This window comes from Dactylococcopsis salina PCC 8305, assembly GCF_000317615.1.
Taxonomy (GTDB): Bacteria; Cyanobacteriota; Cyanobacteriia; order Cyanobacteriales; family Rubidibacteraceae; genus Halothece; species Halothece salina.
In genome coordinates this window covers 483,659-508,797 of record NC_019780.1, presented here as the reverse complement: position 1 = coordinate 508,797, position 25,139 = coordinate 483,659, and the positions used below count along the sequence as shown (strand labels likewise).

Here is a 25,139-nt window from a genome sequence, read left to right as displayed (position 1 = left end):
GTTTCAATCGCGCTTAGGACTCAGATTCCAGTTGACTTTGAAGTTCCTGAATCTTCTCTAGAGACAGCCCCGTTCCCTGAGCCACTTGCTCGGGACTTAAACCCATTCGCAGCAAGTTCAGAGCGACTGCTTGTTTTTCTTCTCTTCGACCTTCTTTTCGACCTTCTGCCTTGGCTTCCAATTCCAAATGAGACAGTAGTGGCATCTGCGTTTCCTCCGTTTCTTGTTTCACTTGACGGTTAAATTCTTGCTGTAATGCTTCTGGCAACACCATCATCCAATCGATGACTCGGAATAGTTCTAATATATCACCGCGCTGATAACCCCGTTGATAGAGTCCTCGCACAATTGTCCATTTCCATTGCGCCCTCGCTTGAGCATCTTGGGTGGTGCTTTTGCTCTTGAGATGAGCCATGATAATCGGAGCAAACAGATTGTCGCTGCTTTCCAATTCTTGCCATCGTTCCTCAAAATCTAACAGTTTGGCCATGAGAAACTCCAGTTTCATTTGCGCTCCCCCTTGACCGTAACTATAGGAGTTCGGTCGCCAAGAGGGACGATCGTCCCCTAGCACCGCTAAACTCACCAGTGGGCTGCGGCAGCGATCGAAAATCCGATAGTGGTAAACAAACATCCTCTCGGAAAAATTGGCTTCATATTGTCCTTGTACTTCCAGATGAATCAGCAGTTGGGTTACTGAGCCATCGTTGAGAAACACTTGGAACAGTTTATCGGCGAAGCGAGTTCCTAAATCAGCATCACGTACTGCTTCCCTCAGTTCAGTGTCCAGAGACAGATAAGGCTGACTCCAATCGATGAGGTGGTGTAAGGAAGGAAAGCACAGAGCGAGAAAGGCTGGCAAATATCGCTCTAGAGCCTCTTTCCAAGGACTGTCGTATTCCGCGTTGGAGGGATTGGCGTTTGCTGTCATAATCTTTCAAAGGGATTGTCAGGATTTAACCTGCGCGATCGAACTAATCAACTTTGGGACATCACTCTGATGAGAATCGATCGCGCTTAGGACTCACCTTCCAGTTGACTTTGAAGTTCCTGAATCTTCTCCAGAGACAGCCCCGTTCCCTGAGCCACTTGTTCGGGACTTAAACCCATTCGCAGAAAGTTCAGAGCAACTGCTTGCTTTTCTTCTTTTTGACCTTCTTTTCGACCTTCTTTTCGACCTTCTTTTCGACCTTCTGCCTTGGCTTCCAATTCCAAATGAGACAGTAGTGGCATCTGCGTTTCCTCCGTTTCTTGTTTCAATCGCGCTTAGGACTCAGATTCCAATTGACTTTGAAGTTCCTGAATCTGCTCTAGAGACAGCCCCGTTCCCTGAGCCACTTGTTCGGGACTTAAACCCATTCGCAGAAAGTTCAGAGCGACTGCTTGTTTTTCTTCTTTTCGACCTTCTGCCTTGGCTTCCAATTCCAAATGAGACAGTAGTGGCATCTGCGTTTCCTCCGTTTCTTGTTTCACTTGACGGTTAAATTCTTGCTGTAATGCTTCTGGCAACACCATCATCCAATCGATGACTCGGAATAATTCTAATATATCACCGCGCTGATAACCCCGTTGATAGAGTCCTCGCACAATTGTCCATTTCCATTGCGCCCTCGCTTGAGCATCTTGGGTGGTACTTTTACTCTTGAGATGAGCCATGATAATCGGAGCAAACAGATTGTCGCTGCTTTCCAATTCTTGCCATCGTTCCTCAAAATCTAACAGCTTGACGATGAGAAACTCCAGCTTCATTTGCGCTCCCCCTTCACCATAACCATAGGAGTTCGGTCGCCAAGATGGACGATCGTCCCCTAGCACCGCTAAACTCACCAGTGGGCTGCGGCAGCGATCGAAAATCCGATAGTGGTAAACAAACATCCTCTCGGAAAAATTGGCTTCATATTGTCCTTGTACTTCCACATGAATCAGCAGTTGGGTCACTGAGCCATCGTTGAGAAACACTTGGAACAGTTTATCGGCGAAGCGAGTTCCTAAATCAGCATCACGTACTGCTTCCCTCAGTTCAGTGTCCAGAGACAGATAGGGCTGACTCCAATCGATGAGGTGGTGTAAGGAAGGAAAGCACAGAGCGAGAAAGGCTGGCAAATATCGCTCTAGAGCCTCTTTCCAAGGACTGTCATATTCCGCGTTGGAGGGATTGGCGTTTGCTGTCATGGAATAAGGGAGCTAAGGATGACATTATATTAAATGGATCAGGACGCGATCGCGCTGATAACCCCGTAAAATTTTGCTTTTCAACGTTTCTCCTTGGTTTACGCAGATAAACTGATTTTTGTCAAGCCCTGTTCTGTTTCTAGCCACCTTGCTTAACATAAATTCATCTCATCTCTGCGTTCGGAAATGAAGCAATTATTTTTCTGAGTAACGATTGATTAGGGGAGAGAAGCCTCTTTAAAGAAAGAGGAGAAACCTTATTAATGTCTGATGAATGCGCGATCGCGATCGAGTATTAACCAAATTGTTATGCTGAGGCTGGAGATTGGCTTGCTATTTCAGGAATTATGTTGATTTTTCATCCTGTAGAATGGGAAAAAAGAAGGATATTAAGCAAATTGAAGCGATCGCGAAAGAATTTCATATGTCTAAGGAGATTCGAGAAGCATTCGGAGAGTTCATTGAGCAAGAAAAAACTAATGGGAATCGTGGCAGTTTAAATCAAAGAGGTGATTTCACTTATGGAGAACTGCGTCAAAAAGCAAGAGAATTTTTAGACTTATTAGATTAAAAGAAAACTATGGTTACTTCTAAAAGATCCAGTCATTTTTCAGAAAAAAATCTGGGATTATCCAAAAAAATAGTAGAAATTGTTACGATTTTAACTGACCCTTTAATTGGAGAAACTTGTTATCAAGTGCGCTTTAGTTACGGAGATGAACTCCGTCTGAATTTTGGTGAACTGTCTCCCTACGAGCATCCTAAATTAAAGCATTTAGAAAAAGGAAGCTGGCAATTTGGCACAAGAGCAACACCTTGGTTACTAAAAAAAGACCATCAAACTTTACTAAACTCACAAAATCCTGAAACTGAAGAGGAATTAAAAGACGCAAAAGAATTAACTATAAACAGCCTAGAAAATCAAAAAATTCTTAAGCTGGATCTTAATTCAGAGAGTTTAGAATTGCAGTTATCTTTTACAGAAAATTACCAATTACTCTTACAACCTGATTTAAATGATGATGATTTGAGTTTAGCGGATTGGGAACTATTTATGCCAACTCAACAAATTTTGGAAGTGGGTCCTGGCTATTTTTGGTCATGTAAATCCATCCATGAAAGATACTGAAACATCGATCGAGTTTAGCAAACCCTAAGAATTATTTGAGTTTCTCAATCAAATCTCCACGACGAAAAGTTGCAGAAAGTTGTTGTAAAGAAATCATTTTACTGCCATAAAGGTCTTGAAGCGCATTTTGGACATCAATAAACATAAGCTAAAGATTTGAGTCTGGCTTGATCTGTGATTCCTAGCTCTTGCTTTGCCGGTTTTTGAATCTCATTGATGATTGAGTTTAAGCGTTGATCAATGATGGAAGCATTAATGTTCATTATTTTCAGCGATCTAACTAAGGTCTTGTCTGTTTTTCCAAAATTGAGGAAGATAGCAACGTAACATATTACTGCTAATACAGATGAGCGATACTATCTTTACAAAAATCATCAACCGTGAGATTCCCGCCGATATCGTTTATGAAGACGATCGCGCTCTTGCTTTCAAGGACATCAACCCCCAAGCCCCCACCCATATCTTAGTCATCCCCAAAAAACCGATTCCCCAAATTGCTGTTGCTGACACCGCAGATCAAGACCTTTTGGGACATTTATTGCTGATTGTTAAGCAAGTGGCGGCGCAAGCTGGTTTAGAAAATGGTTATCGGGTGGTGATTAATAATGGCTCGGATGGCGGTCAAACTGTTGATCATCTTCATTTACACATCCTCGGCGGTCGATCGATGCAGTGGCCCCCTGGCTAATCCCTAAGACAGAGAAATCTTAAATCGATCGGAAAAAACTTTACAAATCGAAATAATTAGCTTATATTAGTTTCAAGGCGTTACACAAAACGCTCAATCATAAACCAAACGGAATCATATCCAAAATGACAACCACTTTACAGCAACAACAAAGCCAGAATATCTGGGAACGCTTCTGCCAGTGGGTAACTAGCACCAACAACCGCCTTTATGTCGGCTGGTTCGGCGTGTTAATGATCCCTACCCTCTTAACCGCAACCACTTGCTTCATCATCGCGTTCGTCGCAGCACCTCCCGTTGACATCGACGGTATCCGTGAACCCGTAGCTGGTTCTTTACTCTACGGAAACAACATCATCTCCGGTGCAGTTGTTCCTTCCTCCAACGCCATTGGACTTCACTTCTATCCCATCTGGGAAGCAGCTTCCTTAGACGAATGGCTCTACAACGGTGGCCCTTACCAGTTGATCGCATTCCACTTCTTAATCGGAATCTTCTGCTACCTCGGACGTGAGTGGGAACTTTCCTACCGTCTCGGAATGCGCCCCTGGATTTGTGTCGCGTTCTCCGCACCAGTAGCGGCAGCAACTGCAGTGTTCTTAATCTATCCCATCGGACAAGGTTCTTTCTCTGATGGAATGCCATTAGGAATCAGTGGTACATTCAACTTCATGTTCGTCTTCCAAGCGGAACACAACATCTTAATGCACCCCTTCCATATGCTCGGAGTAGCAGGTGTATTCGGTGGGGCCTTATTCTCCGCCATGCACGGTTCTCTCGTAACTTCCAGCTTAGTACGTGAGACAACTGAAAACGAAAGCCAAAACAACGGCTACAAATTCGGACAAGAAGAAGAAACCTACAACATCGTGGCAGCACACGGCTACTTCGGTCGCTTAATCTTCCAATATGCGAGCTTCAACAACAGCCGTAGCTTACACTTCTTCTTAGCCGCTTGGCCCGTCATCGGAATCTGGTTCACCGCATTAGGAATCAGCACCATGGCGTTTAACCTCAACGGATTCAACTTCAACCAGTCCGTAATTGACAGCCAAGGTCGCGTCATCAACACTTGGGCGGACGTATTAAACCGCGCTAACTTAGGATTCGAGGTAATGCACGAACGTAACGCGCACAACTTCCCCTTAGACTTAGCGGCTGGTGAATCCACCCCTGTAGCAATGCAAGCACCTGAAATCAACGGTTAATCTTTCACAGATAACTAACTGATTTCTAACCCTCTCCTTCGGGAGGGGGTTTTTTGTTTGACTCCAGAGACGTACGATCGCAATTTTAAAAAGTAGATGTTACATCTTGTAGGGTGGGCAAGGCAAACCCTACGGTCTAATTATTGTTGGGTTTTCGTTTCCTCCACCCAACCTACGTTTTTGTCCTTCGTCCTTCGTCCTTTGTCCTTTGTTCTTTGTTTTCCAATGACTAATGACCAATGACCAATGACCAATGACTAATTATTGTTGGGTTTCGTTACCTCCACCCAACCTACCAAGTTAAAGATCAGCCCCCTAACCCCCAAGTTTGGGGGAATTTAAGGGGCGTAGCAACGATTAGATGAGTCAGGAAGGGAGATGACTATAAAGTTGCTGGATGGCTACAGAAATATCGGTTTTTTGAACACAATTGATAAACAGAGATCGATCGAGCAACGGAAGAAGTTGACTCTGAGACTGTTCTTGATAGTCTCCGTCACGCAGTGTATAAATTCGTAAAGAATTATGCTGCCAAAACCACACTTCTGGAATTTGCAAACGTTGGTAAATGTCTAAGCTACCAATTCCGCCACTGGTGGTAATGACTTCAATGGCTAAGTCGGGAAAGTCTTTTTCTGTTTCTAAACAGTAGCTTTCATCGGGTTCTTTTCCTCCCCGTTTACTTTTTTGCCGAAAGGTAGTCGAACCAAGAGGATAAAAGGGAATTTGTTGTTGAATGAAGTAGGTTTCTAATAGGATAGCAATGCGTTTTTTGATCGTTTCGTGAGCGCGACTCGGAGACAAGATAATTAATGTTCCATCTAGGTAACTCAGACGATAAAAGCTATCATCTGACAACTGGTTAATTAGTTTTTCGTATTTTTGCCAACTGACTCCTGTGGTTATGGTTAATTCTTCACAATCATAATTGTCTATTATCTCTAGGAGTTCATTTGGAGAAGCTACCATAAGCAAAATTGAATGGGGTTATATCAGGTTCGCTCAATCAATGATAAAAAGTAGGTTGGGTAGAGACGTTCCATGGAACGTCTCCACGCGAAACCCAACACCAATTATAAACAATTACCCGAACCTGATATTAATTGTATTTTAGTTTGACTTGGCGTAATCTGAGATTACGTTTCAACTTGATCGAGTAGATGACCAAGTTGATCCCACGACAAGAGTTTTACATTCGTTCTAGAACTTCAATTCCTAATAAGTTTAATCCCAGTTTCAGGGTTCGCGCTGTTAAATCTGCTAACATCAGGCGAGAGGTTCGTTTCGGTTCTTCTGCTTGTAACACGGGACATCGATCGTAAAACTGGTTAAATTTCTGAGAGAGTTCAAACAGATAGAGACATAAACGGTTCGGGAGTAAGTCTTTCTCCACTTCTTTGAGAATATCGCTGAGTTGAAGGATATGTTTGGCTAAAACTAATTCACTGTCATCTGCTAAAACAATGGTTTGATTTCCTAAAGTGGCTAAATCAATGTTTCCTTTCCGACTAATTCCTTGTACTCGCACATAAGCATAAAGCAAATAAGGGGCTGTGTTTCCCTGTAGCGCCAGCATTTTGTCGAAACTAAAGACATAATTACTGGTACGATTGCGACTGAGATCAGCATATTTCACCGCGCTAATTCCTACGCCTCGCGCTGTTTTTTCGATGAAGTCTTCGCTTTCGTTTCTTCCTTCTGCGGCGAAACGTTTTTCTAAATCTTGGCGCGATCGCGCGATCGCCTCATCTAATAAATCTCGTAAGCGAATGGTATCTCCCGATCGCGTTTTCAACTTCTTCCCATCTTCTCCCTGTACCAACCCAAAGGGAACATGAACCAACTCCACATCTTCTGGAATCCAACCCGCGCGTTTTGCTACCTGAAACACTTGTGTAAAGTGATTAGCTTGTCCTGCGTCAGTGACATAAATAATCCGTTGCGCCCCATCTTCTCGAATCCGATAGCGAATCGCCGCTAAATCTGTGGTTGCGTAATTATAGCCGCCATCAGTTTTCTGTACAATCAACGGTAAACGTTCCCCAGACTTATTACTAAATCCCTCTAAAAAAACACATTTCGCCCCTTGATCTTCCTCTAGCAAACCTTTTGCTTCCAACTCTCCCACGACATCTGGTAGCAACGGATTATAAAACGACTCTCCTCGTTCCGTTAATTTCACTCCCAATAAGTCATAAATCACCTGAAACTCTCGTCGTGATTGTTCGCAAAGCAATTGCCAGGCTTTTACACTATCTTCCGCGCCTTTCTGTAGTTTCACTACTTCCTCTCGCGCTGTTGTTTGGAACTGTTCATCCTCATCAAAACGTTTTTTCGCCTGACGATATAATGTCACCAAATCTCCTATAGCGAGAGCATCCGCTTTAATTAACGCATCGGGATAGGCTTCCCGCAAATAAGCAATCAGCATCCCAAACTGTGTTCCCCAATCACCGACATGATTGAGACGTAACACATTATGACCCCGAAACTCTAAAATTCGCGCAATACAATCCCCAATAATTGTGGAACGAAGATGTCCGACGTGCATTTCTTTGGCAATGTTGGGGCTAGAAAAATCAACAATAACTCGCTGTGGCGTTTCTGCTTTTTCCACTCCCAATTGGTCATCTTGGGCGATGGTTTGTAACTGATTTTCAAGATAACTGGGTTTGAGTTTTAAGTTGATAAATCCAGGTCCGGCGATTTCTGGCGGTTCACATAATTGAGCAATTTCTAAATGATCAAGAATTTGTTGGGCGGTATCTCTGGGTTTCTGTTTTAAGGTTTTAGCAAGAGAAAGGGCAACATTTGACTGATAATCTCCAAACTCTGGTTTTCCCGCGAGGGCGATTAAGGGATCAGTGTCTGCGTAATCGTCACCAAAGGCTTTGACAAGTGCTTGAGAGAATTGTTGTCGAAGTTGTTCTAAAAGTGAATACATAGTCGAAAGTACCGCTTACAAATTTTATGATCTTACAATATAACTCGATGCTAACTTTAGAAGGTCTGCGATTGATTAATTAGAGGGATGATTCGATGACAGTTGAGTCTGAGATTATTTTAGAGGCAAATCAGGTCAGTTTAAGGGATAGTTTAGGCTTAACTGAGATATTAAAGAAGATTTCTTTTCAGATTAAAAGCCGCGATCGTGTGGTAATTATCGGCGCATCAGGATCAGGGAAAACTTCTCTCTTACGTCTTCTTAATCGCTTGGTGGAAGCAACAACAGGAACGTTATTTTTTTACAGACAACCTTATACAAAGATTCCCGTTTTTAACCTCAGAAAACAAGTGGTTTTAGTTCCTCAAGAACCGAAATTCTTAGGAATGACAGTCAAGGAAACTCTAGCTTATCCCTTAAGTTTACAACAACTTCCGCAATCAGAAATTAAGGCTTGCATTACTACTTACTGCGAACAATTACATCTTCCTGAAAGCTGGTATGACAAAACAGAATTACAGTTATCATTAGGACAGCGCCAGTTAGTAACGATTACTAGAGGTTTAATGATGCAGCCAAAAGTGTTGTTATTAGATGAACCGACATCCGCTTTAGATATTGGAATCGCAACGCGAGTGATTGATGTTCTCAAAGCACAAGGAATTACAGTTTTAATGGTTAATCATCAGCTTGATCTAGCGGAAAAATTCTGCGATCGCGTTTTTTATCTTCAGCAAGGAGAATTAATCAAAGATGTCTCTAATGTTAATCTAAATTGGCAACAGTTGAAAGAAGAACTCATTACATCGGAACAAGAAATGGAACAAGAATGGACTTAGTGAACAGTGACCAGTGACCAGTGACCAGTGACCAGTGAACAGTGAACAGTGAACAAATAACAAATAACGAATGAAATACCAGAAGGAAAAACCATTTTCTTCTTCTAAAAGCACTCCCCAAACCTCTTCTTCTCTATCTAATAATTCTTGATTCTATTAAAGGGGTTAATAAGGAATCGCACGTTAAAACTTATCTTGTAAATAAGTTTTTAAATGGGCTTGAGTACGCTCATTTTCCGCAGGACTGCCAATTGTTATTCTAATTCCATTTGCGGTATGACGCAGTAATGTTCCTTGTTTTTGTAAAGTTTGAACTAAATGTTTCTGTTGTTGTTCTGGATCAGATACATTTAAACGCAAATATAAAAAGTTAGCGCTACTTTCCCAAACTTTTAACCGTGAGTCAGAAACTAACTCATTGTACAATCGATCGCGCTCTTTTTGCGTTTCCTCTACTGTTGTGAGCAATTTTTGACGCTGTTTTAACGCCACGATCGCAGCGGCTTGAGAGAAACTGGGAACGTTATAAGGGAGACGAATTTTCTCTAGTGCTTGTATCAATTGTGCATCACCAATACAGTAACCCACCCGATGCGCCGCCAGACGAAAGGCTTTAGAAAAGGTGCGGAGAATGATCCAATTGGGGTGTTGAGAAAGTTCTGTCACTAAAGACTGTCCACTAAATTCAAAATAGGCTTCGTCAATCACAATCAGGATATCTTCAGTACGTTCTTTTAACCATTGGATTTCTTCAGTGGTCAACAGATTTCCCGTGGGGGAGTTGGGATGAACGACAAAGATCACTTTAACAGGATGACCACTTGCCTCGGCTTGAGCGATCGCCTGGTCGGCTTGTCCCCGTTGGATGGTAAATTTTGTTTCTTCTCTCGGAATGGAAATCGTGGTAATGCCGAGGGTTTGCGCTAAAATCTTATACATGGAAAAGGTGGGATCAGCAAGCAGAATCGAGGCACTTGTTCCCACACAAGTGGCAATAAGAAGGGAACGAATTAACTCATCAGAACCGTTGCCAATAGAAATCTGATTTTCTGAGACGAACCCACTGGGATCAGTTTCGTTTATATATTCGACGATCGCGCTTTTTAATTCTCTATGGGTACTATCTGGATAACGATTACTTTGAATCAATTGCTGATATTGCCAAGCTAATTTTTCTTTTTCCTCAGCACCGAGATCGTAGGGACTTTCGTTAGTATCGAGTTTATCAACATTTGATGGCGTTTCCATCGCCTCAGCGTGAGAAGAATAAGCCAACAGTTGTGCAATTTCAGGACGAATGAAGTTAACCATGATGGAAAGATTTAGAGACTAGGAATTTTTATTTTATCCTCTTGTTGGGTATCGTACCGTTATATCAGTTGCAATCAATCCCTAAGTTTGCGAAGATAGAAATATTAAGATACCTTACAACATTAATAATCTAATATAAATCGCGTTTAAATCAAAACCCTCGACTATTGAATTAGAGGTAGGCTGATATTTAAGCAATGACATTTATGCAAAAACACACTCGACCCCGTTACGATGCGACTGCGATCGCCCAAAAATATCGTCAAGCACCATTGTTAGTTTTACGGCGACTGATAACAATTATCTGGATTTTAGGAGGGTTTTTCCTCCGCTTCAAGCTGGATGAATGGCGCGGTGTTGAGGATAAAAATAAATATAAACGTGCCAGAGAGTTACGAGAAATTCTGACGAAACTCGGTCCGACTTATATTAAAGTGGGACAAGCGCTTTCTACACGCCCAGATTTAATCCGAAAAGATTTCCTAGAAGAGTTGACCAAGTTACAAGATGAGCTTCCTTGTTTTGATAGCGCGATCGCCTTCCAAATTATTGAACAAGAATTGCAGCGTCCTGTCAAAGAGGTTTATCGAGAAATTTCTCCTCAACCTGTCGCCGCCGCCAGTTTAGGACAAGTTTATCGCGGTGTTCTCCACACTGGGGAAGAAGTCGCGGTGAAAGTACAACGTCCCAATTTAGAGCCAATTCTTACCCTTGATTTATTTATTATGCGATCGGGTATGAGTAAGTTTAAATCTTGGCTTCCTTTAAATCTCGGACATGATTTAACCCTGATCATTGATGAGTTTGGGATGAAACTTTTTGAAGAAATTGATTACATTAATGAAGGGAAAAATGCTGAAAAATTTGCTCGTAATTTCCAAAATGACTCAACAATTAAAGTGCCGAAGATTTATTGGGATTACAGCACTTATTGTGTTTTAACTTTGGAATGGATTAATGGCTTTAAGCTCACTGATACTGATCAAATTAAAGCCGCGAATTTAGAGCAGAATCAATTAGTTGAAGTCGGTGTTATTGCTGGTTTGCGACAGCTTTTAGAACATGGTTTTTTCCATGCTGATCCCCATCCTGGGAATTTATTTGCCATGGCAGATGGACGCATGGCTTATATTGATTTTGGCATGATGGATCAATTGGAGGAAGAGACAAAAGAAACCATTGCTAGTTCGATCGTTCACTTGTTAAATCAAGATTATCATCGTTTAGCTGAGGATTTTGTGTTTCTGGGTTTCCTCGCACCCAATACTAAAATTGAGCCGATTTTACCAGCTTTAGAACAAGTGTTGGGAAACGCGATGGGGGAAAGTGTTAAGAACTTTAATTTTAAAACCATTACCGATCAATTTTCAGAATTGATGTATGAATATCCCTTCCGAGTACCAGCAAAATTTGCGTTGATTATTCGCTCTTTAATTACTCAAGAAGGTTTAGCCTTAACCCTTGATCCAGACTTTAAAATCGTCGAAGTTGCTTATCCTTATGTTGCTCAAAGATTGCTACGCGGAGAGTCTCCTGAAATGCGTCAACGATTGTTGGAAGTGCTGTTTAAAGATGGTAAATTCCAATGGCAACGGTTGGAGAATATGATCTCGATCGCGCGCAGTAATGGTGAAAATTTTGATCTACTCCCCACCGCGCGGTTAGGTTTACAATATTTGCTTTCCGAGGAAGGGAATTATTTACGGCGGAAATTATTGTTAGCCTTAACTGAAGATGAGCAACTGCAAACTGAACAAATGCAACGGCTGTGGAATTTAGTTAAAGACGACCTAAAACCTGCTAAATTATTTGATGTTGCTTTAGATAGCTTACGAGAAATCTCCTTAACAGAAGCCGCAGCGATCCAACAAAGCAAGTAACCGCTCGATCGTTTAGTCATCAATCATTAATCATTACTCAAAAAAAGTCATTAAAATTATGTATTCCTATCTCTTTGCTCAACCTCCCTACTTACTCCTCTTGTTTGGAATTTTGATCAGTGTCAGTTGTGGTACAGCTTTCCAAAAAGTGCTTAAAGAAAATGTCAAGCAATGGTATAACTCTAAAGAACAAAATCAAGGAGAATCCTTACAAACTTTATCTCTCTTTGTTCCCTTTTTAGGGATTTGTGGCGGTATTTTTACCTTTTTAGCCGCTGGTTTACAAATTGTTATTAATAATTGGTTAATTTCCAGCGCGATTAGCCTACCTTTAACACTTCTCACTGGGCGCTTAGTTTGGTCACAACTGCGAATTTTACTATCTAAATTACAAGAAGGTGGCTCACAAGCATTAGATTTAGATAACATCTTCTAAACCTAAAAAAGTAGGTTGGGTGAAACCCAACATTTTTCAACTTCAGCCCCCTCACCCCCAATCTTGGGGGAAAGCAAGGTTATTTCTTTTCCCCCCTTTCAAAGGAGTGTTATTTCTTTTCCCCCCTTTCAAAGGCAGGGCTGTTTCATTCTCGGGGTCAAAATTGGCAGCGATTGCGCTCCGCGCACCGAGCTTCGCTCGATCGCCTGAACCTCTTACGGTACGTTCGATCGAGACGTTTTTCCTACTTTTTGGCTTTTTCATAAGAAAAAAGAGTCCTGAAATCTCCCCCATCTCCCTTGTCTCCCTTGTCTCCCCCATCTCCCTACCTCCCTTAATTTTAAAAGAATGAAACAGCCCTGCCTTTCAAAGGGGGGTTAGGGGGGATTATAGGGGGGTGTAGCAACAATAAGTCGATTTCATCTATTCTTCGTGCTGGAGACTCCCTCTATACCGAAGGTTAGGGGGAGACGGGGCGTATAAACGTCTGGGGAAACCCCAGACGACAGCCCCTTAGGAAAGCACGTCCTCCATTTGATATGTTTACAAAAGGTTAAAGGGAGAGAGGTGTAGTCTCCCTTTAGTTCCCAGTAATGGGATACTTCGCTACACCGAGTTAAGTATGCTTCGCCAAGGTTTCTAAAGTTTGTCAAGCTAACAGCACTTTCTTAACCCAGTTAGGAATGTTTAACTGTTAACCACAGAGCGGGGAACTAGCACGCATTCCGAGGTGTGATGGCTTTAGAAACGTAGTCTTCTAGAGACTTAGGCTGGTCAACTTGTGGGCTTCAAGAAGCCCCCGTTATAACCTCCCAAGAGGTTTAACGGTGGGTCGTTGACATTAGTTTTAACCGAATGAACTTATTTAACCTTGAAAATAAGGTGGTTCATTACCAGGCGCCCACTTGATATTACAGCCGATACTCGGTTGTTGTTCGGGGTTCACTGGTTGATCCGCTAAAACATTTTCGATCGCAGCTCGCAAGTCTTTCCCATTTACGGGTTCATCATTGCCTGGACTACTATCATCAAGTTGTCCACGATAAACTAGACTGCGATCGCGATCGAATAGGAAAAAATCAGGAGTACAAGCAGCTGTATAGGCTTTAGCCACCTCTTGGGTTTCGTCATAGCAGAAAGGGAAATTAAACCCTTCTTCTTCCGCCATCGCCTTAAGATTTTCAGGAGCATCATCAGGATGAGTTTCGACGCTATTAGAGCTAATCGCAACCACTCCTAAGCCCTTCTCCACATAATCTTTCCCAATGCGAGCCAACTCTGATTTAATATGCTTAACAAAAGGACAATGTTGACAAATAAACATCACCAACAACCCTTTTTTATCGGCAAATGTCTCTAGGGAAATCGTTTCCCCAGAAACCGTATCAGGAAGTTGAAAGTTGGGAGCTTTTGTCCCTAAATCCAACATTGTAGAAGCAGTTTTAACCATATCACTCCTTAATGAATTCAAGTTAACTCACGTTTAGGAATAGATTAGCCCATAAACAGCGGCAGTGTCTTCTTCGACGGCTTCCTCTTCTTCAGCGTCAGGAGTTGCGGTTTCCTCTACAACTTCTTCCTCTTCAAGATTAGCAGTGTCTTCTTCGACGGCTTCCTCTTCTTCAGCGTCAGGAGTTGCGGTTTCCTCTACAACTTCCTCTTCCTCAGCGTCAGGAGTTGCGGTTTCCTCTACAACTTCCTCTTCCTCAGCGTCAGGAGTCGTGGTTTCCTCGACTACTTCTTCCTCTTCAAGACTAGCAGTGTCTTCCTCTACAACTTCCTCTTCCTCAGCGTCAGAAGTTGCGGTGTCTTCCGTTTCTTGAGTCAACTCGGTAGGAATTTGCTGAACATCCTCATCTGATTGAGTTTGATCAGAGGCTTCACTTCCACAAGCGGTAGTAACAAATAAGAAAATACCTGCAATAAATACAATGAGAATTTGTCGTAATTTTTGCCAATTCATTAGAATCTCCTTCAGTCTTGCAAAATAAAAGCTGACTATACAGAACTTACATTATCAGAGAATTGATTTTCATGCTTTACGGATGCTTATACCATTTTGAAGAGTTGGTGCTACGGTATCGATTACTTAAGCCCCCCCAACCCCCCAAGTTTGGGGGGCTTAAATGTAACTTTACTTTTCCAAAATGGTATTAATCGAGCCATCCTTGATCCTGCATATAACTGAGCAACCAGTTTACCATGGTGGCGCGTCTCGTTTGTCGGGGACCAAATTCACCAATTTTGTAGCCCTTAAAGCCGAGTTTCTCCTTTAAAAGTTGTTTATTCGGCTTCGGAATCGATCGAGTAAGTTTGACAGTAGCTGGACGACTCTCAATAAAATCAGGAGGTTGGGGGTAAGTGTCGCGCCACTCCGATGGCACTTGTTCATTATGCCATGCTTGTTGCTGGGAATCATAGCGATAACCCAGATAGTGCCAAACTAATTCGTTAACCGTTCGATCGGGTATTTCCTCTCGTAGAATTCCCCATAAGGTATCTTGATTTAGGGGAGGTAAATTCAACATACCGTTTTCATTCGCCATTGCTTTCATTATTTTGACTTAGTGTAATCTCCATGTTGATGACTATAGTCACCGCAGATCATAATAAATTCTCAACTCGATCTAAACTGCAAAGCATGATCCCATCTTGTTCTCTAGTTCATCTGGGTTGGGAAACTTATCCCATCAGATAGTAGTCATTAATTAAACTAACGTGCTTTCTTTAACCAAGATATGACAGAGTAATCAAATCCTATTGACCTAGTATAAATTCGTGTCTATTCCCCTTAATATAAACAGGAAATCAGCAGTAATTATGTTTCATTGTCAATTCTCTAGAACTAAATAATCTACTTTTACCCTCATCAATCACACTTGTTGCCTTTACACTCAGTGATTATCATCAAATCATTATCAATGGTCAAACCCCTCGCAAAAATTTGTCAGAAAATTCATTCTTCTTTGTCTCGTTCTCAAAAACAGTGGAGCTTTATCACAATTGATTTAACACTGATTATCATCAGTTTGATCATTGCCTTTGGGATTAGATTTGAAACTTTATCCGTTGGTCGCTTACTCTTAGAATATTCTCCAATCACTCTCATCACCGTATTGGTTAAGTTAGCAGTGTTGCAAGCACTGGGAATGTATCGCTCTATTCTACGTTATGTGGGAGTAGAGCTTTTCTATAAGGTGACTTACCCAATTGCTGTCAGCTATGGCATTATTGTTTTCTTGGGCTTCCTTTTTCAAATCGAACAACTCCCCCGTTCTGTTATCCTTAATGATGCTCTGTTAAGTATTGTCCTTATGGTGACAGTACGTTTATCAATTCGTTGGTGTCTTTATAATCCTCAATCTCCTTTTTTTATTGGGGAACTGGCTTCAAGAGTGATCATTTATGGGGCTGGGGAAGCTGGAACACAATTAGCACAAGCTCTCTATCACCAACAAACATATCAAGTGATTGCTTTTGTCGATGATCAACTTCAATTGCAGGGACAACAAATTAATGGCATAACGGTTTATCCTGCTCAAAAACTGCCGAAACTGATTCGACATTACGGGGTAAAAACCATCCTCTTGGCGATGCCATCAGTACAAGGAGAAGCAAAACAGACAATCCTCGATCGCCTGAAAACTTTACCAGTAACGGTGAAAACAGTTCCAGGCATCAGCGAAATTATTAGCGGCAAAGTGCCTCTAAGTCAGTTGCGACAAATTGATATCATTGATTTATTGGGAAGACAGGAAGTTTCCCCACTCCCAGAGTTATTAAGTGTCAATATCACAGGAAAAACGGTTCTTGTGACTGGTGCAGGCGGCTCGATCGGTGCGGAGCTTTGTCGCCAAATTGTCCAACAAAAGCCTCGTTTACTGATTCTTTATGAGCGTAACGAATATGCCTTATACAATATCGATCAAGACTTAAAGGAAACGTATCCCGATTTAAACTTTATTCCTTGCTTAGGTTCAGTGACGGATGAGACACATTTCAAAAAAATGATCTCAGATTATCAAGTCGAAACCATTTATCACGCTGCCGCCTATAAGCACGTTCCCTTAGTAGAAGCAAATCCCGCTCAAGGAATTATCAATAACGTCCAAGGCACATTAACCGCCGCCAAAAGTGCCAGAGATTGTGGGGTGAAAAATTTTGTTTTAATTTCCACAGATAAAGCCGTTCGTCCAACTAATATCATGGGAGCAACCAAGCGCGTCGGAGAGTTAATTCTTCAGGCTTTTGCCGAAGATCACTCCCATCAAACCAGTTTTGTCATGGTGCGATTTGGTAATGTACTAGATAGCAATGGTTCAGTTGTCCCTCGGTTTCGTCAACAAATTGCGGAGAGAAAACCGATCACGGTTACTCATCGAGATATCACTCGTTACTTTATGTCCATTCCTGAAGCGGCACGTTTAGTCATTCAAGCGGGAGCATTGGGAACAGGAGGAGAAGTTTTTTTATTAGACATGGGAAAACCGATTAAAATCTACGATTTGGCATTACAAATGATTGATTTGAGTGGGTTAGAAGTCGGGAAGGATATTGAAGTCAAAATTACAGGTTTACGTCCCGGGGAAAAACTTTATGAAGAATTACTCATTGATCCAAATACGGCTCTTAAAACCTCTCATCCCAAAATTTATCGCGCAAGGGAATCTAGTATGTCTTGGCATCAATTAGAAACGCCATTAAATGCTTTGATTGAAGCAGCAGAACAGGAAGATGAACAAAAAATCCTCAGTGTGTTACGTTGGCTAGTGCCTGAGTTTCAAGGTCAAGAAGAAAAGCGTTTGCGGTACACTGCTACGCCACGAAATTAGATTTTCTCCGATCGAGGCGGAACAATTTTCCCTTTACTTAAAGTAACTTCAATTTTTTCTAGTGGTGCTAAATCCGCTTCTGGGAGAGGATAACTCGGTTGATTGATCGGTAATTCTTCTTTTTCCAAGAAACTAAATGCCTGACGAAACTCGCGGGGAGACGCTTCTAAAGGGGCTTGAAAATGACAGGGGATTAGTCGTTCAAAATGCCAACTCACCACTAAATTTGCCCATTTAATCGTCTCTCTGGGAGCGCGGTTTAAAATCAAGGTTTGCAACACTGGCGCTACTAATAGCCGTCCTTTCCCTTGTAGTTTCTCAAATGAGGCTTTCCAGTGCGATCGCCAACGGAAGGGATAAAACCCATAATACGCCCTTTGGGATCGATCGGGCGCTTGTTTTGCTTCTGTAAATACTTCCCCAAATTGCGGCACTTCTAAAGCATCAGGTTGGAAATAATTCGCAAACAAACAAATGCGCTGCCACCCTTTTTGTCGCATTTCTGGCGTATCTTCCACCACATCTAACCCATTATCCCTCGCGTGAAAAAGAAGCGGATAGGGGTCAAGCTGGACAATTTCAGGGGGCGTTTCTGGGATGGAAATCACGCTATCTGTGACTAAAGCAGTGCGAGAGGGTTTATGGAATAACGCCACCTCACCAAATGACCCTAAACCCAATTTAATCGGTCCGAGGATTGCGTAATCAAATTCGGGGGGAAAAGGATTATATTCGTAGGGATTAGAAAGAACATAAGTCCGTTGACGAGGAAACCCCAACCAACTTAAAGGGAGATTGACAGGAAAACTCCACTGTTGGGGGGCGATATAAACTGATGCTTTGGGAAACTGTCGCGCAAAAGGACCGACAAATACTTTATGTTCTAACCCCGAAACCGTAGGAAGAACGATCGATTTCACCGCACCGTGTTCCGCTTCTAATTCTCGCATTAAACGGATACATTCTGGCGTTGGTGCAACTGGCGCATAAACCAGCAATCCTCCTGTTTCTAACCGTACCACTGTCATCCGAATTGGGACAACCACATAAAAAATGCCTTGTACTTGGTCAAATGTCCAAATTGTGTTTTTTAGGACTTCTCGGCGCAGGGTGCGCCGATTTTGGTAGGGATAGATGGGGAGAAGAAACCAGTATCGCCAGAGGAGGTCACGTTGGGTCATTTATCTAGTTTTTGAATGCAGAGGGAAGAGAGAGTTTTCCATTATTACCATTGTTGGTGGGTTTGTCTTGTAAAGCAATGTTACGAATAAACCGCGCGATCGCCTTTTCTGTCAATTTTCCGACGATTTGCTGTCCCATGTGTTGAGTTTCGGGTTTCGATAACACTTTTGGCACTAAAGGAACAATTCGCATCGGATCAAACCCTGGGGTATCTCTTAAAATTTCGAGAATGTTTTGGATGTGTTCTAAGTTTTGATTATTATTTCCCAATTGCGGGGGATTTTCGTTCACCGCTAACCCCACTTGTTCTCGTACAGAAGCAGAGAAGTTGTAAAAGCTACGTTGTCCATAAATATCAATCGCTTTCACCAATTCATCCACTAATCGTTCCCGAATAAACTCTCCTCGTTCCGAGAATAAAAAGTCTAACGCTTGGTCTAACACTTTCTCAAAATCGTAATCTTGAGAGTCGCGGGCGTTACGAAGAAGATTTTCTAAACGATTCCAACGGAAACTGCCATCTTTAAATAATAAATCACGGAGAGACTCTCTTAACTGCGGTGAAGGGTCAATTAACAGCCGTTTAGCGACATAGGGATAGGCTTTACTTAATACCTTAAATTCTGGATCAATCCCGATCGCGATCCCTTCTAAAGTCACCAAAGAACGGATAATCAGCGCATAATAAGCGGGGACTTGAAACGGAAATTCATACATAATTTCCGACATCTGATCCGTAATACTTTTGAAGTTTAACTCCGCAACACTCGCACCGAGGGCGTTTTCAAATACACTTGCTAACGCGGGGATAATCGGACGTAAATCGGTATCTTCCGAGAGAAAATCTAACTGAACATAATCATGGGCGAGAGATTCAAAATCACGGTTGACTAAATGCACAATGGCTTGGATTAACCCATAGCGCTGATAGGGTTTAATTTCACTCATCATGCCAAAATCAAGATACGCCAATCGTCCATCGGACATGGCGAGAAGGTTTCCAGGATGAGGATCAGCATGGAAAAATCCAGATTCTAGCAGTTGACGTAAGGAACATTCGACACCGATTTCGACTAAGCTAGTGGCTTCGATTCCAGCGTCTTGGATGGCTTGGACATTGGTGAGTTTAATCCCAGCTATCCATTCCATTGTCAGAACTCGTCGTCCTGTATATTCCCAATAGATTGTCGGGATATAGATTTCTTCAATGTAGTTATAGAGTTCTTTAAAGCGTTCCGCATTGTAGCCTTCATAGGCGTAATTCATCTCCTCGAAAATGCGGTTGGCGAACTCGTCCATGATCGCCACTAAATCGCTACGGATGCGTTTGATGTTGTTGGTAGCGAAAAAGGAGACTTTCCGTAGGATGTAAAGATCAATTGTGATACGACGGAGTAAGTCGGGACGTTGAACTTTGATGGCGACTTCTTCTCCGCTTTTGAGTTTTCCTTTATAAACCTGTCCTAAAGAAGCGGCGGCGACGGGATCAGGGGAGATTTCAGCGTAAATGTCTTTGGGGGGTTTTCCGAGTTCTTCTTCTATAAAATGGTACGCGATCGCGTTATCAAAGGGAGGAAGTTGGTCTTGGAGTTGTGCCAATTCTTCGAGGTAGATGGGAGGAACAAGATCAGGACGAGTGGAGAGTGCTTGTCCGATTTTAATGTAGGTGGGTCCGAGTTCGGTAAGAATCTCTCGGAGTTCTATGGCGCGTTTTTGTTCGTTTTTTGCGATCTGTCCTGTGAGTTTATCAAACAATAAGCGCACTCCGAACGCCGTTCCAGGGAAGATTAAAGCAATTAAACGTCTGATTACTGCTAGGGGACGATTTTTATAGTAGTTATTAATTCTTTCGGGGTCATAACGCCACTCGTTATCGGCTAGAGAAGGATGTAGAGATTGAGTTGATGACTCCACTGTAATGGTGTCTGAGTTGGGGTTGGCGTGGGATTGATTGGGGGAAGAAACAGTTTTTTGAGTCATAAATCTTGCTTAGACCGACCGAGTAACGTTGTTAAGTATTGTAACAACATTCGGGACGCTGGGAGAGATTCGATCGATCTCTCTCTGGAAAGATTCTAACCAGTAGGTTCGGTGAAATGAAGTGTAACCCAACCATTCTGGGAGAGATTCGATCGATCTCTCTCTGGAAAGATTCTAACCAGTAGGTTCGGTGAAACGAAGTGTAACCCAACCATTCTGGGAGAGATTCGATCGATCTCTCTCTGGAAAGATTCTAACCAGTAGGTTCGGTGAAACGAAGTGTAACCGAAAAATTCTGGGAGAGATTCGATCGATCTCTCTCTGGAAAGATTCTAACCAGTAGGTTCGGTGAAACGAAGTGTAACCGAAAAATTCTGGGAGAGATTCGATCGATCTCTCTCTGGAAAGATTCTAACCAGTAGGTTGGGTGAAATGAAGTGTAACCGAAAAATTCTGGGAGAGATTCGATCGATCTCTCTCTGGAAAGATTCTAACCAGTAGGTTGGGTGAAATGAAGTGTAACCGAAAAATTCTGGGAGAGATTCGATCGGTCTCTCTCTGGAAAGATTCTAACCAGTAGGTTCGGTGAAATGAAGTGTAACCGAAAAATTCTGGGAGAGATTCGATCGGTCTCTCTCTGGAAAGATTCTAACCAGTAGGTTCGGTGAAACGAAGTGTAACCCAAAAATTCTGGGAGAGATTCGATCGGTCTCTCTCTGGAAAGATTCTAACCAGTAGGTTCGGTGAAACGAAGTGTAACCCAAAAATTCTGGGAGAGATTCGATCGGTCTCTCTCTGGAAAGATTCTCTGACAGCTATATTGAATTATTGCCCTAGTCTAGAAGTTTCAAGATCAAATATCATGGTTACTAATAAACAAGCTCTTACCAGTGTTACGATTTGTCAAAGCCTGACCAAGACTTTATGTTCAATAGAATTATTTAGATTCGACGAGACCAGAAGAGTTATTTATATTTTGGCAGTAACTAGCCGAAAAGAGGAATTAGAAGTCATCATCAATGAAAATGGAGAATTAAATCGACCATGACTAGCCAACTCGAACGGATGACTCGCGAACAAGTGAGAGATTATCTTCGCCATAACCCTGCTGATGATCAAGCCTGGGAAATTTTTTTCCAAAAACTAGACGAATCCCCCAAACAAAAAATTTCATCAATACAAGAATTTAATCAACTTCTCAAAGAAAAAACGAATCCTAATCAATAGCTGCTTTCTTGATTAGCTTGAACAACTGTTAAAGCTAGTTCTACCTGTGGGAAAATGATTTAAAATCAGCCACAAATTAGCGTTTTTTCAGGAGAGAAGAAAATGAGTAATGAATCTCTAGGTGTTGCGATCGTTGGGACAGGTTTCGGGAAAAAGGTACACATTCCAGCGTTTCAAATTCACGATCGAACCTCCCCTGTCGCTGTGTATAATCCTAATTTAGAAAAAGCTCGATCGATCGCGCAAGAATACGACATTCCCCACGCTAGTAACCAACTTGACACTATTCTCTCTCTTCCTGATGTGGATGCGGTCAGTATCTCCACACCGCCGTTTTTACATTACGACATGGCGAAAGCAACCCTCAAAGCGGGGAAACATCTTCTTTTAGAAAAACCCCTCAACTTAAACGCACAAGAAACCCGTGAACTATATCATTTAGCGAAACAAAATGGCGTAGTTGCTGCCAGTGATTTTGAATTTCGTGGTGTTCCCGAATGGCAATTGTTAGCCGAATACTTACAAAATGATTATGTGGGGAAAAAGCGGTTAGTAAAAATTGACTGGGTATTGGGAAGACGCGCTAATCCAGAACAAGCATGGAATTGGTACGCGCAAAAAGATCAAGGTGGCGGCGCTTTAGGGGCTGTCGGTTCTCACGCTTTTGATTATATTAACTGGTTATTTGGCGGTGTCAATCGTTTATCTGCTCAATTATACACCGCGATCGCGCAACGTCCAGACCCAAAAGAAGATGGGAAACTCAAACCCGTTGATTCTGATGATACTTGTTTATTAATGCTAGAATTAGCCGACGGAACGCCCTGTCAATTAACCATTAGTTCTGTTGCGTATCAAGGACGAGGACACTGGATCGAAGTATATGGCGATCGAGGAACGGTGGTTTTAGGTAGCGGCAATCTTTCTGATTATATTCATGGTTTCCGTTTTCTCGCCGCACCGTCGGGAGAATCCTTGTCAGAAGTTTTTATTCCCGATCGACTGGCTTTTCCGAAAGTTTATCCAGAAGGACGCATTGCGCCAGTTCTCCGTCTCATTGATCACTGGGTGAAAGCGATTCAAACTCAAACCCCAATGATTCCTTCTTTACGAGAGGGGGTTTACTCGCAATTATTAATGGATTTAAGCCATGAGTCTAACGAAAAAAATAGTTGGGTTGATGTTCCCAATTTTGAGGACTTTTTAAACCATTAATCAAAATCTGTTCCTAATGATCGATCGAATCCAACCAAAAAAAGATGACTCAAGCAACATCGAAACCTATAACACTGGAAGAATTTTTACAACAACCTGAAACCAAACCTCCTCAAGAATATATTGAGGGAAAAATTATACAAAAACCAGTGCCACAAGGAAAACATAGCATTATTCAGGGAGAATTATTATCCGTCATTAATCAGACCATAAAACCCAAGAGTTTCGGTCGAGCTTTTCCAGAATTACGTTGGACATTTGGGAATCGATCGATTGTTCCTGATCTGGTTGTCTTTACGCTCGATCGAATCCCTCGTGATGAAAATGGAGAAGTTTCTAATACGTTTAAAATTGCGCCCAATTGGACGATTGAGATTCTATCACCAAATCAAAATCAAACCCAAGTGACCAAAAATATTTTGCACTGTCTCCAACATGGAACTGAGATCGGTTGGTTAATTGATCCCAGCGAAAAAACCATATTTGTCTATCGTCCACGACAAGAAATCGCTGTTTTCGATCAACCCGAAATGATCCTTCCTCCTCCTGAGTTTGCTAAGGAATTACATTTAACAGTTAGTGATTTATTTGGTTGGTTATTAGAGTAAAATTATCAATCAAAACTATAGCAGTTCTAATTCTTATGTAAAAAGTTAATAAACCGTTCCCCCCTTTCAAAGGGGGGTTAGGAAGGATGAATTTACAATTCACCTCTGGGGAAATGGGGAGAGATGTTGCTAGGTTTTTTTGACGATTAATTGTTATTTATTGCTTGGCTACATCATTTTACCAGTGATAAATAATATGAAATACTCTAATAGTTGCTACAAATAAAGTTCATCAAGTTCCCCCAAACTTGGGGGTTAGGGGGCTGGTGTTATATAGCAAATTTTTTTCAATTTCAGATAACAAATAACAAATAACGAATAACAAATAACGAATTAACTTCTCCTCATTCCTTTCCAGAATCCTTGATATTGTTCCTCTGTTTTTGGCGATAATGGTAATAAAAACTCGCTCTTTTCTAATACTTCTGAAGAGGGGTTTTTAATCTTATCTTCTCCTAAACTCTTCGGAATTTTATCACGGTTAGCATTGATAAAAATGGGAGAAGACGCATTAGTAAAAATGCCAATTTGATTCGCTGCTTTAGGATTTAAACAAAAATCAATCCATTGTAAAATCGCCTCGGAAATGGCTTCGTTTCCTGTGGGATTCACCCATAAATCAGCCCAAAGCGCTGTTCCCGATCGCGGGATAATGGTTTTAATATCGGGGTAACGGGTGCGTAATTGTAAAAGGTCATTTGACCAACCCACAGCAACCCAAGTGTCTTCTAAAATTAAGGGTTGTAAATAGGATTGAGAACTATAAAATTTAACTTGTTGGTTGAGGGTTTTTAGTGCGGTTTTTAAGTCGGAAATTGAGTCTAAATCAGGAGTGTTATAAGAAAATCCGAGTTTTTTTAAGGTTAACCCAATGACTTCTCGCGGTTGATTGAGTAAAGAAATTCGATCGCGCAATTCTTCTCGCCATAAATCTCCCCAGTCTGTCGGCGGATCATATCCCGCTTGACGAAACCGATCTTCGCGGTAAGCAATCACTGTGCTTCCCCAACGGTAGGGAATCCCCCAAACCTTTCCTCTAGCATCTAGATTCCCGTTTCGATCGCGTTGGACTAATTTTTGCCAGGAAGCGGGTAGCATTTCCCAGTTACGGAGAGAATTAACGGTTAGCGGTTGAATTAACTCTTTTTTAATCGCTTTTTCTAGCCAAATATCTCCTAATGTGACTAAATTTGCTGTTTTTTGGTTGTCTTTGGTGACTGCATTTTCGAGGAATTGATAGAGACTTTCTAACTGCGAAATTGGCTTAATATCTAGGGTTCGATCGAGCGGAAACTGTTTTTTAAAATCTCCCAGAAGTTGAGGGGGAATCGAGTCTTCTAACACTTTAATCACTAGAGAATTGTTGCTAGTGCGACAAGATGACAAAAACGGTGCGATCGCGCTCATTAAAGTAATTAACAAAACTTCACGACGGTTTAACATAACTCTGAAAAATTAAATGAATCCGTAATATAAAGAGATATCTCG

At 41.8% G+C, this 25,139-nt stretch carries 27 protein-coding genes; 14 read left to right on the top strand and 13 right to left on the bottom strand.

Annotated elements, in window-relative coordinates; translation table 11 throughout:
- Nucleotides 1-13: 13 nt before the first annotated feature.
- The 3 genes from DACSA_RS02610 to DACSA_RS02600 form a co-directional block, all read right to left on the bottom strand.
- Nucleotides 14-931 (bottom strand): RpnC/YadD family protein, encoded by a 918-nt coding sequence (locus DACSA_RS02610; RefSeq protein WP_015228289.1) that lies wholly within the window; start codon nt 929-931, stop codon nt 14-16.
- Nucleotides 932-1,017: 86 nt separating this feature from the next.
- Nucleotides 1,018-1,233 (bottom strand): hypothetical protein, encoded by a 216-nt coding sequence (locus DACSA_RS02605; RefSeq protein WP_041235271.1) that lies wholly within the window; start codon nt 1,231-1,233, stop codon nt 1,018-1,020.
- A gap of 33 nt (nt 1,234-1,266) precedes the next feature.
- Nucleotides 1,267-2,172 (bottom strand): RpnC/YadD family protein, encoded by a 906-nt coding sequence (locus tag DACSA_RS02600; protein WP_015228288.1) that lies wholly within the window; start codon nt 2,170-2,172, stop codon nt 1,267-1,269.
- A gap of 370 nt (nt 2,173-2,542) precedes the next feature.
- Here DACSA_RS02600 and DACSA_RS02595 point away from each other — a divergent pair, with 370 nt between their 5' ends.
- Entirely contained in the window at nt 2,543-2,743 is a 201-nt protein-coding gene (locus DACSA_RS02595; protein WP_015228287.1) for a hypothetical protein, read from the top strand.
- A gap of 9 nt (nt 2,744-2,752) precedes the next feature.
- Entirely contained in the window at nt 2,753-3,301 is a 549-nt protein-coding gene (locus DACSA_RS02590; RefSeq protein WP_015228286.1) for a hypothetical protein, read from the top strand.
- 134 nt (nt 3,302-3,435) lie between these two features.
- On the opposite strand, the gene DACSA_RS22395 is transcribed toward DACSA_RS02590, so the two are convergent.
- On the bottom strand, nt 3,436-3,564 hold the full coding sequence (locus tag DACSA_RS22395; protein ID WP_269544677.1) for a hypothetical protein: 129 nt from the start codon (nt 3,562-3,564) through the stop codon (nt 3,436-3,438).
- Between the two features lie 83 nt (nt 3,565-3,647).
- Between DACSA_RS22395 and DACSA_RS02585 the strand changes: the two genes are divergently transcribed.
- Together DACSA_RS02585 and psbA are read left to right on the top strand one after the other, a co-directional pair.
- The gene (locus DACSA_RS02585) at nt 3,648-3,989 is read left to right on the top strand and encodes a histidine triad nucleotide-binding protein (RefSeq protein ID WP_015228285.1); all 342 of its coding nucleotides are present in this window, start codon (nt 3,648-3,650) and stop codon (nt 3,987-3,989) included.
- A 125-nt stretch (nt 3,990-4,114) separates the two neighbouring features.
- Entirely contained in the window at nt 4,115-5,197 is a 1,083-nt protein-coding gene (gene psbA / locus DACSA_RS02580; protein WP_015228284.1) for a photosystem II q(b) protein, read from the top strand.
- Nucleotides 5,198-5,563: 366 nt separating this feature from the next.
- On the opposite strand, the gene DACSA_RS02575 is transcribed toward psbA, so the two are convergent.
- A complete protein-coding gene (locus tag DACSA_RS02575; RefSeq protein WP_015228283.1) occupies nt 5,564-6,166 on the bottom strand; it encodes a Uma2 family endonuclease in 603 nt (200 codons plus the stop codon).
- Nucleotides 6,167-6,386: 220 nt separating this feature from the next.
- Nucleotides 6,387-8,141 carry an arginine--tRNA ligase gene (argS, locus tag DACSA_RS02570; protein ID WP_015228282.1) on the bottom strand — a complete coding sequence of 585 codons (1,755 nt, stop codon included), beginning with the start codon at nt 8,139-8,141 and terminating at the stop codon, nt 6,387-6,389.
- 95 nt (nt 8,142-8,236) lie between these two features.
- On the opposite strand from argS, the gene DACSA_RS02565 reads away from it, so the two are divergent.
- Nucleotides 8,237-8,980 (top strand): ABC transporter ATP-binding protein, encoded by a 744-nt coding sequence (locus tag DACSA_RS02565; protein ID WP_015228281.1) that lies wholly within the window; start codon nt 8,237-8,239, stop codon nt 8,978-8,980.
- Nucleotides 8,981-9,163: 183 nt separating this feature from the next.
- Here DACSA_RS02565 and DACSA_RS02560 read toward each other — a convergent pair whose 3' ends face one another.
- Entirely contained in the window at nt 9,164-10,291 is a 1,128-nt protein-coding gene (locus DACSA_RS02560; protein WP_015228280.1) for a histidinol-phosphate transaminase, read from the bottom strand.
- 197 nt (nt 10,292-10,488) lie between these two features.
- Between DACSA_RS02560 and DACSA_RS02555 the strand changes: the two genes are divergently transcribed.
- From DACSA_RS02555 to DACSA_RS21930, 3 genes are all read left to right on the top strand, one after another.
- A complete protein-coding gene (locus DACSA_RS02555) occupies nt 10,489-12,171 on the top strand; it encodes an ABC1 kinase family protein (protein ID WP_015228279.1) in 1,683 nt (560 codons plus the stop codon).
- A gap of 58 nt (nt 12,172-12,229) precedes the next feature.
- Nucleotides 12,230-12,607 carry a hypothetical protein gene (locus DACSA_RS02550; protein ID WP_015228278.1) on the top strand — a complete coding sequence of 126 codons (378 nt, stop codon included), beginning with the start codon at nt 12,230-12,232 and terminating at the stop codon, nt 12,605-12,607.
- A gap of 163 nt (nt 12,608-12,770) precedes the next feature.
- Nucleotides 12,771-12,959, top strand: coding sequence for a hypothetical protein (locus tag DACSA_RS21930; RefSeq protein WP_156800613.1), 189 nt, complete (start codon nt 12,771-12,773; stop codon nt 12,957-12,959).
- A gap of 513 nt (nt 12,960-13,472) precedes the next feature.
- On the opposite strand, the gene DACSA_RS02540 is transcribed toward DACSA_RS21930, so the two are convergent.
- The 3 genes from DACSA_RS02540 to DACSA_RS02530 all read right to left on the bottom strand — a co-directional run bounded on the left by DACSA_RS02540 (nt 13,473) and on the right by DACSA_RS02530 (nt 15,135).
- Complete coding sequence (locus tag DACSA_RS02540) at nt 13,473-14,057, bottom strand: thioredoxin family protein (protein WP_015228276.1); 585 nt, start codon at nt 14,055-14,057, stop codon at nt 13,473-13,475.
- A 33-nt stretch (nt 14,058-14,090) separates the two neighbouring features.
- Entirely contained in the window at nt 14,091-14,570 is a 480-nt protein-coding gene (locus DACSA_RS02535) for a hypothetical protein (RefSeq protein WP_015228275.1), read from the bottom strand.
- Between the two features lie 190 nt (nt 14,571-14,760).
- Entirely contained in the window at nt 14,761-15,135 is a 375-nt protein-coding gene (locus tag DACSA_RS02530; protein ID WP_041235642.1) for a DUF1823 family protein, read from the bottom strand.
- 393 nt (nt 15,136-15,528) lie between these two features.
- Between DACSA_RS02530 and DACSA_RS02525 the strand changes: the two genes are divergently transcribed.
- On the top strand, nt 15,529-17,439 hold the full coding sequence (locus DACSA_RS02525; protein WP_015228273.1) for a polysaccharide biosynthesis protein: 1,911 nt from the start codon (nt 15,529-15,531) through the stop codon (nt 17,437-17,439).
- Here the strand turns inward: DACSA_RS02525 and DACSA_RS02520 are convergent.
- Nucleotides 17,436-18,620 (bottom strand): DUF4336 domain-containing protein, encoded by a 1,185-nt coding sequence (locus DACSA_RS02520; RefSeq protein ID WP_015228272.1) that lies wholly within the window; start codon nt 18,618-18,620, stop codon nt 17,436-17,438. The genes DACSA_RS02525 and DACSA_RS02520 overlap by 4 nt on opposite strands.
- Nucleotides 18,621-18,624: 4 nt before the next feature.
- A complete protein-coding gene (locus tag DACSA_RS02515) occupies nt 18,625-20,601 on the bottom strand; it encodes an ABC1 kinase family protein (protein WP_015228271.1) in 1,977 nt (658 codons plus the stop codon).
- A gap of 269 nt (nt 20,602-20,870) precedes the next feature.
- Here DACSA_RS02515 and DACSA_RS20140 point away from each other — a divergent pair, with 269 nt between their 5' ends.
- From DACSA_RS20140 to DACSA_RS02495, 5 genes are all read left to right on the top strand, one after another.
- Nucleotides 20,871-21,023, top strand: coding sequence for a hypothetical protein (locus tag DACSA_RS20140; RefSeq protein WP_156800612.1), 153 nt, complete (start codon nt 20,871-20,873; stop codon nt 21,021-21,023).
- Nucleotides 21,024-21,265: 242 nt separating this feature from the next.
- Entirely contained in the window at nt 21,266-21,649 is a 384-nt protein-coding gene (locus tag DACSA_RS21925; protein WP_232225168.1) for a DUF6888 family protein, read from the top strand.
- Nucleotides 21,646-21,828, top strand: coding sequence for a DUF6887 family protein (locus DACSA_RS02505; protein WP_015228269.1), 183 nt, complete (start codon nt 21,646-21,648; stop codon nt 21,826-21,828). Before DACSA_RS21925 ends, DACSA_RS02505 begins: the two co-directional genes overlap by 4 nt.
- 102 nt (nt 21,829-21,930) lie before the next feature.
- On the top strand, nt 21,931-23,043 hold the full coding sequence (locus tag DACSA_RS02500; RefSeq protein WP_015228268.1) for a Gfo/Idh/MocA family protein: 1,113 nt from the start codon (nt 21,931-21,933) through the stop codon (nt 23,041-23,043).
- A 44-nt stretch (nt 23,044-23,087) separates the two neighbouring features.
- Entirely contained in the window at nt 23,088-23,651 is a 564-nt protein-coding gene (locus DACSA_RS02495) for a Uma2 family endonuclease (protein ID WP_015228267.1), read from the top strand.
- A gap of 333 nt (nt 23,652-23,984) precedes the next feature.
- Here the strand turns inward: DACSA_RS02495 and DACSA_RS02490 are convergent, their stop codons facing one another.
- Nucleotides 23,985-25,094, bottom strand: coding sequence for an extracellular solute-binding protein (locus tag DACSA_RS02490; protein ID WP_015228266.1), 1,110 nt, complete (start codon nt 25,092-25,094; stop codon nt 23,985-23,987).
- Nucleotides 25,095-25,139 lie beyond the last annotated feature (45 nt).

What these genes read in the sequence shown, in the direction of transcription:
- DACSA_RS02610 (WP_015228289.1), bottom strand. Translation starts at nt 931, where the DNA reads ATGACAGCAAACGCCAATCCCTCCAACGCGGAATACGACAGTCCTTGG.
- DACSA_RS02605 (WP_041235271.1), bottom strand. Translation starts at nt 1,233, where the DNA reads ATGCCACTACTGTCTCATTTGGAATTGGAAGCCAAGGCAGAAGGTCGA.
- DACSA_RS02555 (WP_015228279.1), top strand. Translation starts at nt 10,489, where the DNA reads ATGACATTTATGCAAAAACACACTCGACCCCGTTACGATGCGACTGCG.
- DACSA_RS02525 (WP_015228273.1), top strand. Translation starts at nt 15,529, where the DNA reads ATGGTCAAACCCCTCGCAAAAATTTGTCAGAAAATTCATTCTTCTTTG.
- DACSA_RS02540 (WP_015228276.1), bottom strand. Translation starts at nt 14,057, where the DNA reads ATGGTTAAAACTGCTTCTACAATGTTGGATTTAGGGACAAAAGCTCCC.
- DACSA_RS02585 (WP_015228285.1), top strand. Translation starts at nt 3,648, where the DNA reads ATGAGCGATACTATCTTTACAAAAATCATCAACCGTGAGATTCCCGCC.
- DACSA_RS02505 (WP_015228269.1), top strand. Translation starts at nt 21,646, where the DNA reads ATGACTAGCCAACTCGAACGGATGACTCGCGAACAAGTGAGAGATTAT.
- DACSA_RS02565 (WP_015228281.1), top strand. Translation starts at nt 8,237, where the DNA reads ATGACAGTTGAGTCTGAGATTATTTTAGAGGCAAATCAGGTCAGTTTA.
- DACSA_RS02535 (WP_015228275.1), bottom strand. Translation starts at nt 14,570, where the DNA reads ATGAATTGGCAAAAATTACGACAAATTCTCATTGTATTTATTGCAGGT.
- DACSA_RS02515 (WP_015228271.1), bottom strand. Translation starts at nt 20,601, where the DNA reads ATGACTCAAAAAACTGTTTCTTCCCCCAATCAATCCCACGCCAACCCC.
- DACSA_RS02600 (WP_015228288.1), bottom strand. Translation starts at nt 2,172, where the DNA reads ATGACAGCAAACGCCAATCCCTCCAACGCGGAATATGACAGTCCTTGG.
- DACSA_RS02595 (WP_015228287.1), top strand. Translation starts at nt 2,543, where the DNA reads ATGGGAAAAAAGAAGGATATTAAGCAAATTGAAGCGATCGCGAAAGAA.
- DACSA_RS02500 (WP_015228268.1), top strand. Translation starts at nt 21,931, where the DNA reads ATGAGTAATGAATCTCTAGGTGTTGCGATCGTTGGGACAGGTTTCGGG.
- DACSA_RS02560 (WP_015228280.1), bottom strand. Translation starts at nt 10,291, where the DNA reads ATGGTTAACTTCATTCGTCCTGAAATTGCACAACTGTTGGCTTATTCT.
- argS (WP_015228282.1), bottom strand. Translation starts at nt 8,141, where the DNA reads ATGTATTCACTTTTAGAACAACTTCGACAACAATTCTCTCAAGCACTT.
- DACSA_RS02530 (WP_041235642.1), bottom strand. Translation starts at nt 15,135, where the DNA reads ATGTTGAATTTACCTCCCCTAAATCAAGATACCTTATGGGGAATTCTA.
- DACSA_RS02575 (WP_015228283.1), bottom strand. Translation starts at nt 6,166, where the DNA reads ATGGTAGCTTCTCCAAATGAACTCCTAGAGATAATAGACAATTATGAT.
- DACSA_RS02490 (WP_015228266.1), bottom strand. Translation starts at nt 25,094, where the DNA reads ATGTTAAACCGTCGTGAAGTTTTGTTAATTACTTTAATGAGCGCGATC.
- DACSA_RS02550 (WP_015228278.1), top strand. Translation starts at nt 12,230, where the DNA reads ATGTATTCCTATCTCTTTGCTCAACCTCCCTACTTACTCCTCTTGTTT.
- DACSA_RS02520 (WP_015228272.1), bottom strand. Translation starts at nt 18,620, where the DNA reads ATGACCCAACGTGACCTCCTCTGGCGATACTGGTTTCTTCTCCCCATC.
- psbA (WP_015228284.1), top strand. Translation starts at nt 4,115, where the DNA reads ATGACAACCACTTTACAGCAACAACAAAGCCAGAATATCTGGGAACGC.
- DACSA_RS02495 (WP_015228267.1), top strand. Translation starts at nt 23,088, where the DNA reads ATGACTCAAGCAACATCGAAACCTATAACACTGGAAGAATTTTTACAA.
- DACSA_RS22395 (WP_269544677.1), bottom strand. Translation starts at nt 3,564, where the DNA reads ATGAACATTAATGCTTCCATCATTGATCAACGCTTAAACTCAATCATC.
- DACSA_RS02590 (WP_015228286.1), top strand. Translation starts at nt 2,753, where the DNA reads ATGGTTACTTCTAAAAGATCCAGTCATTTTTCAGAAAAAAATCTGGGA.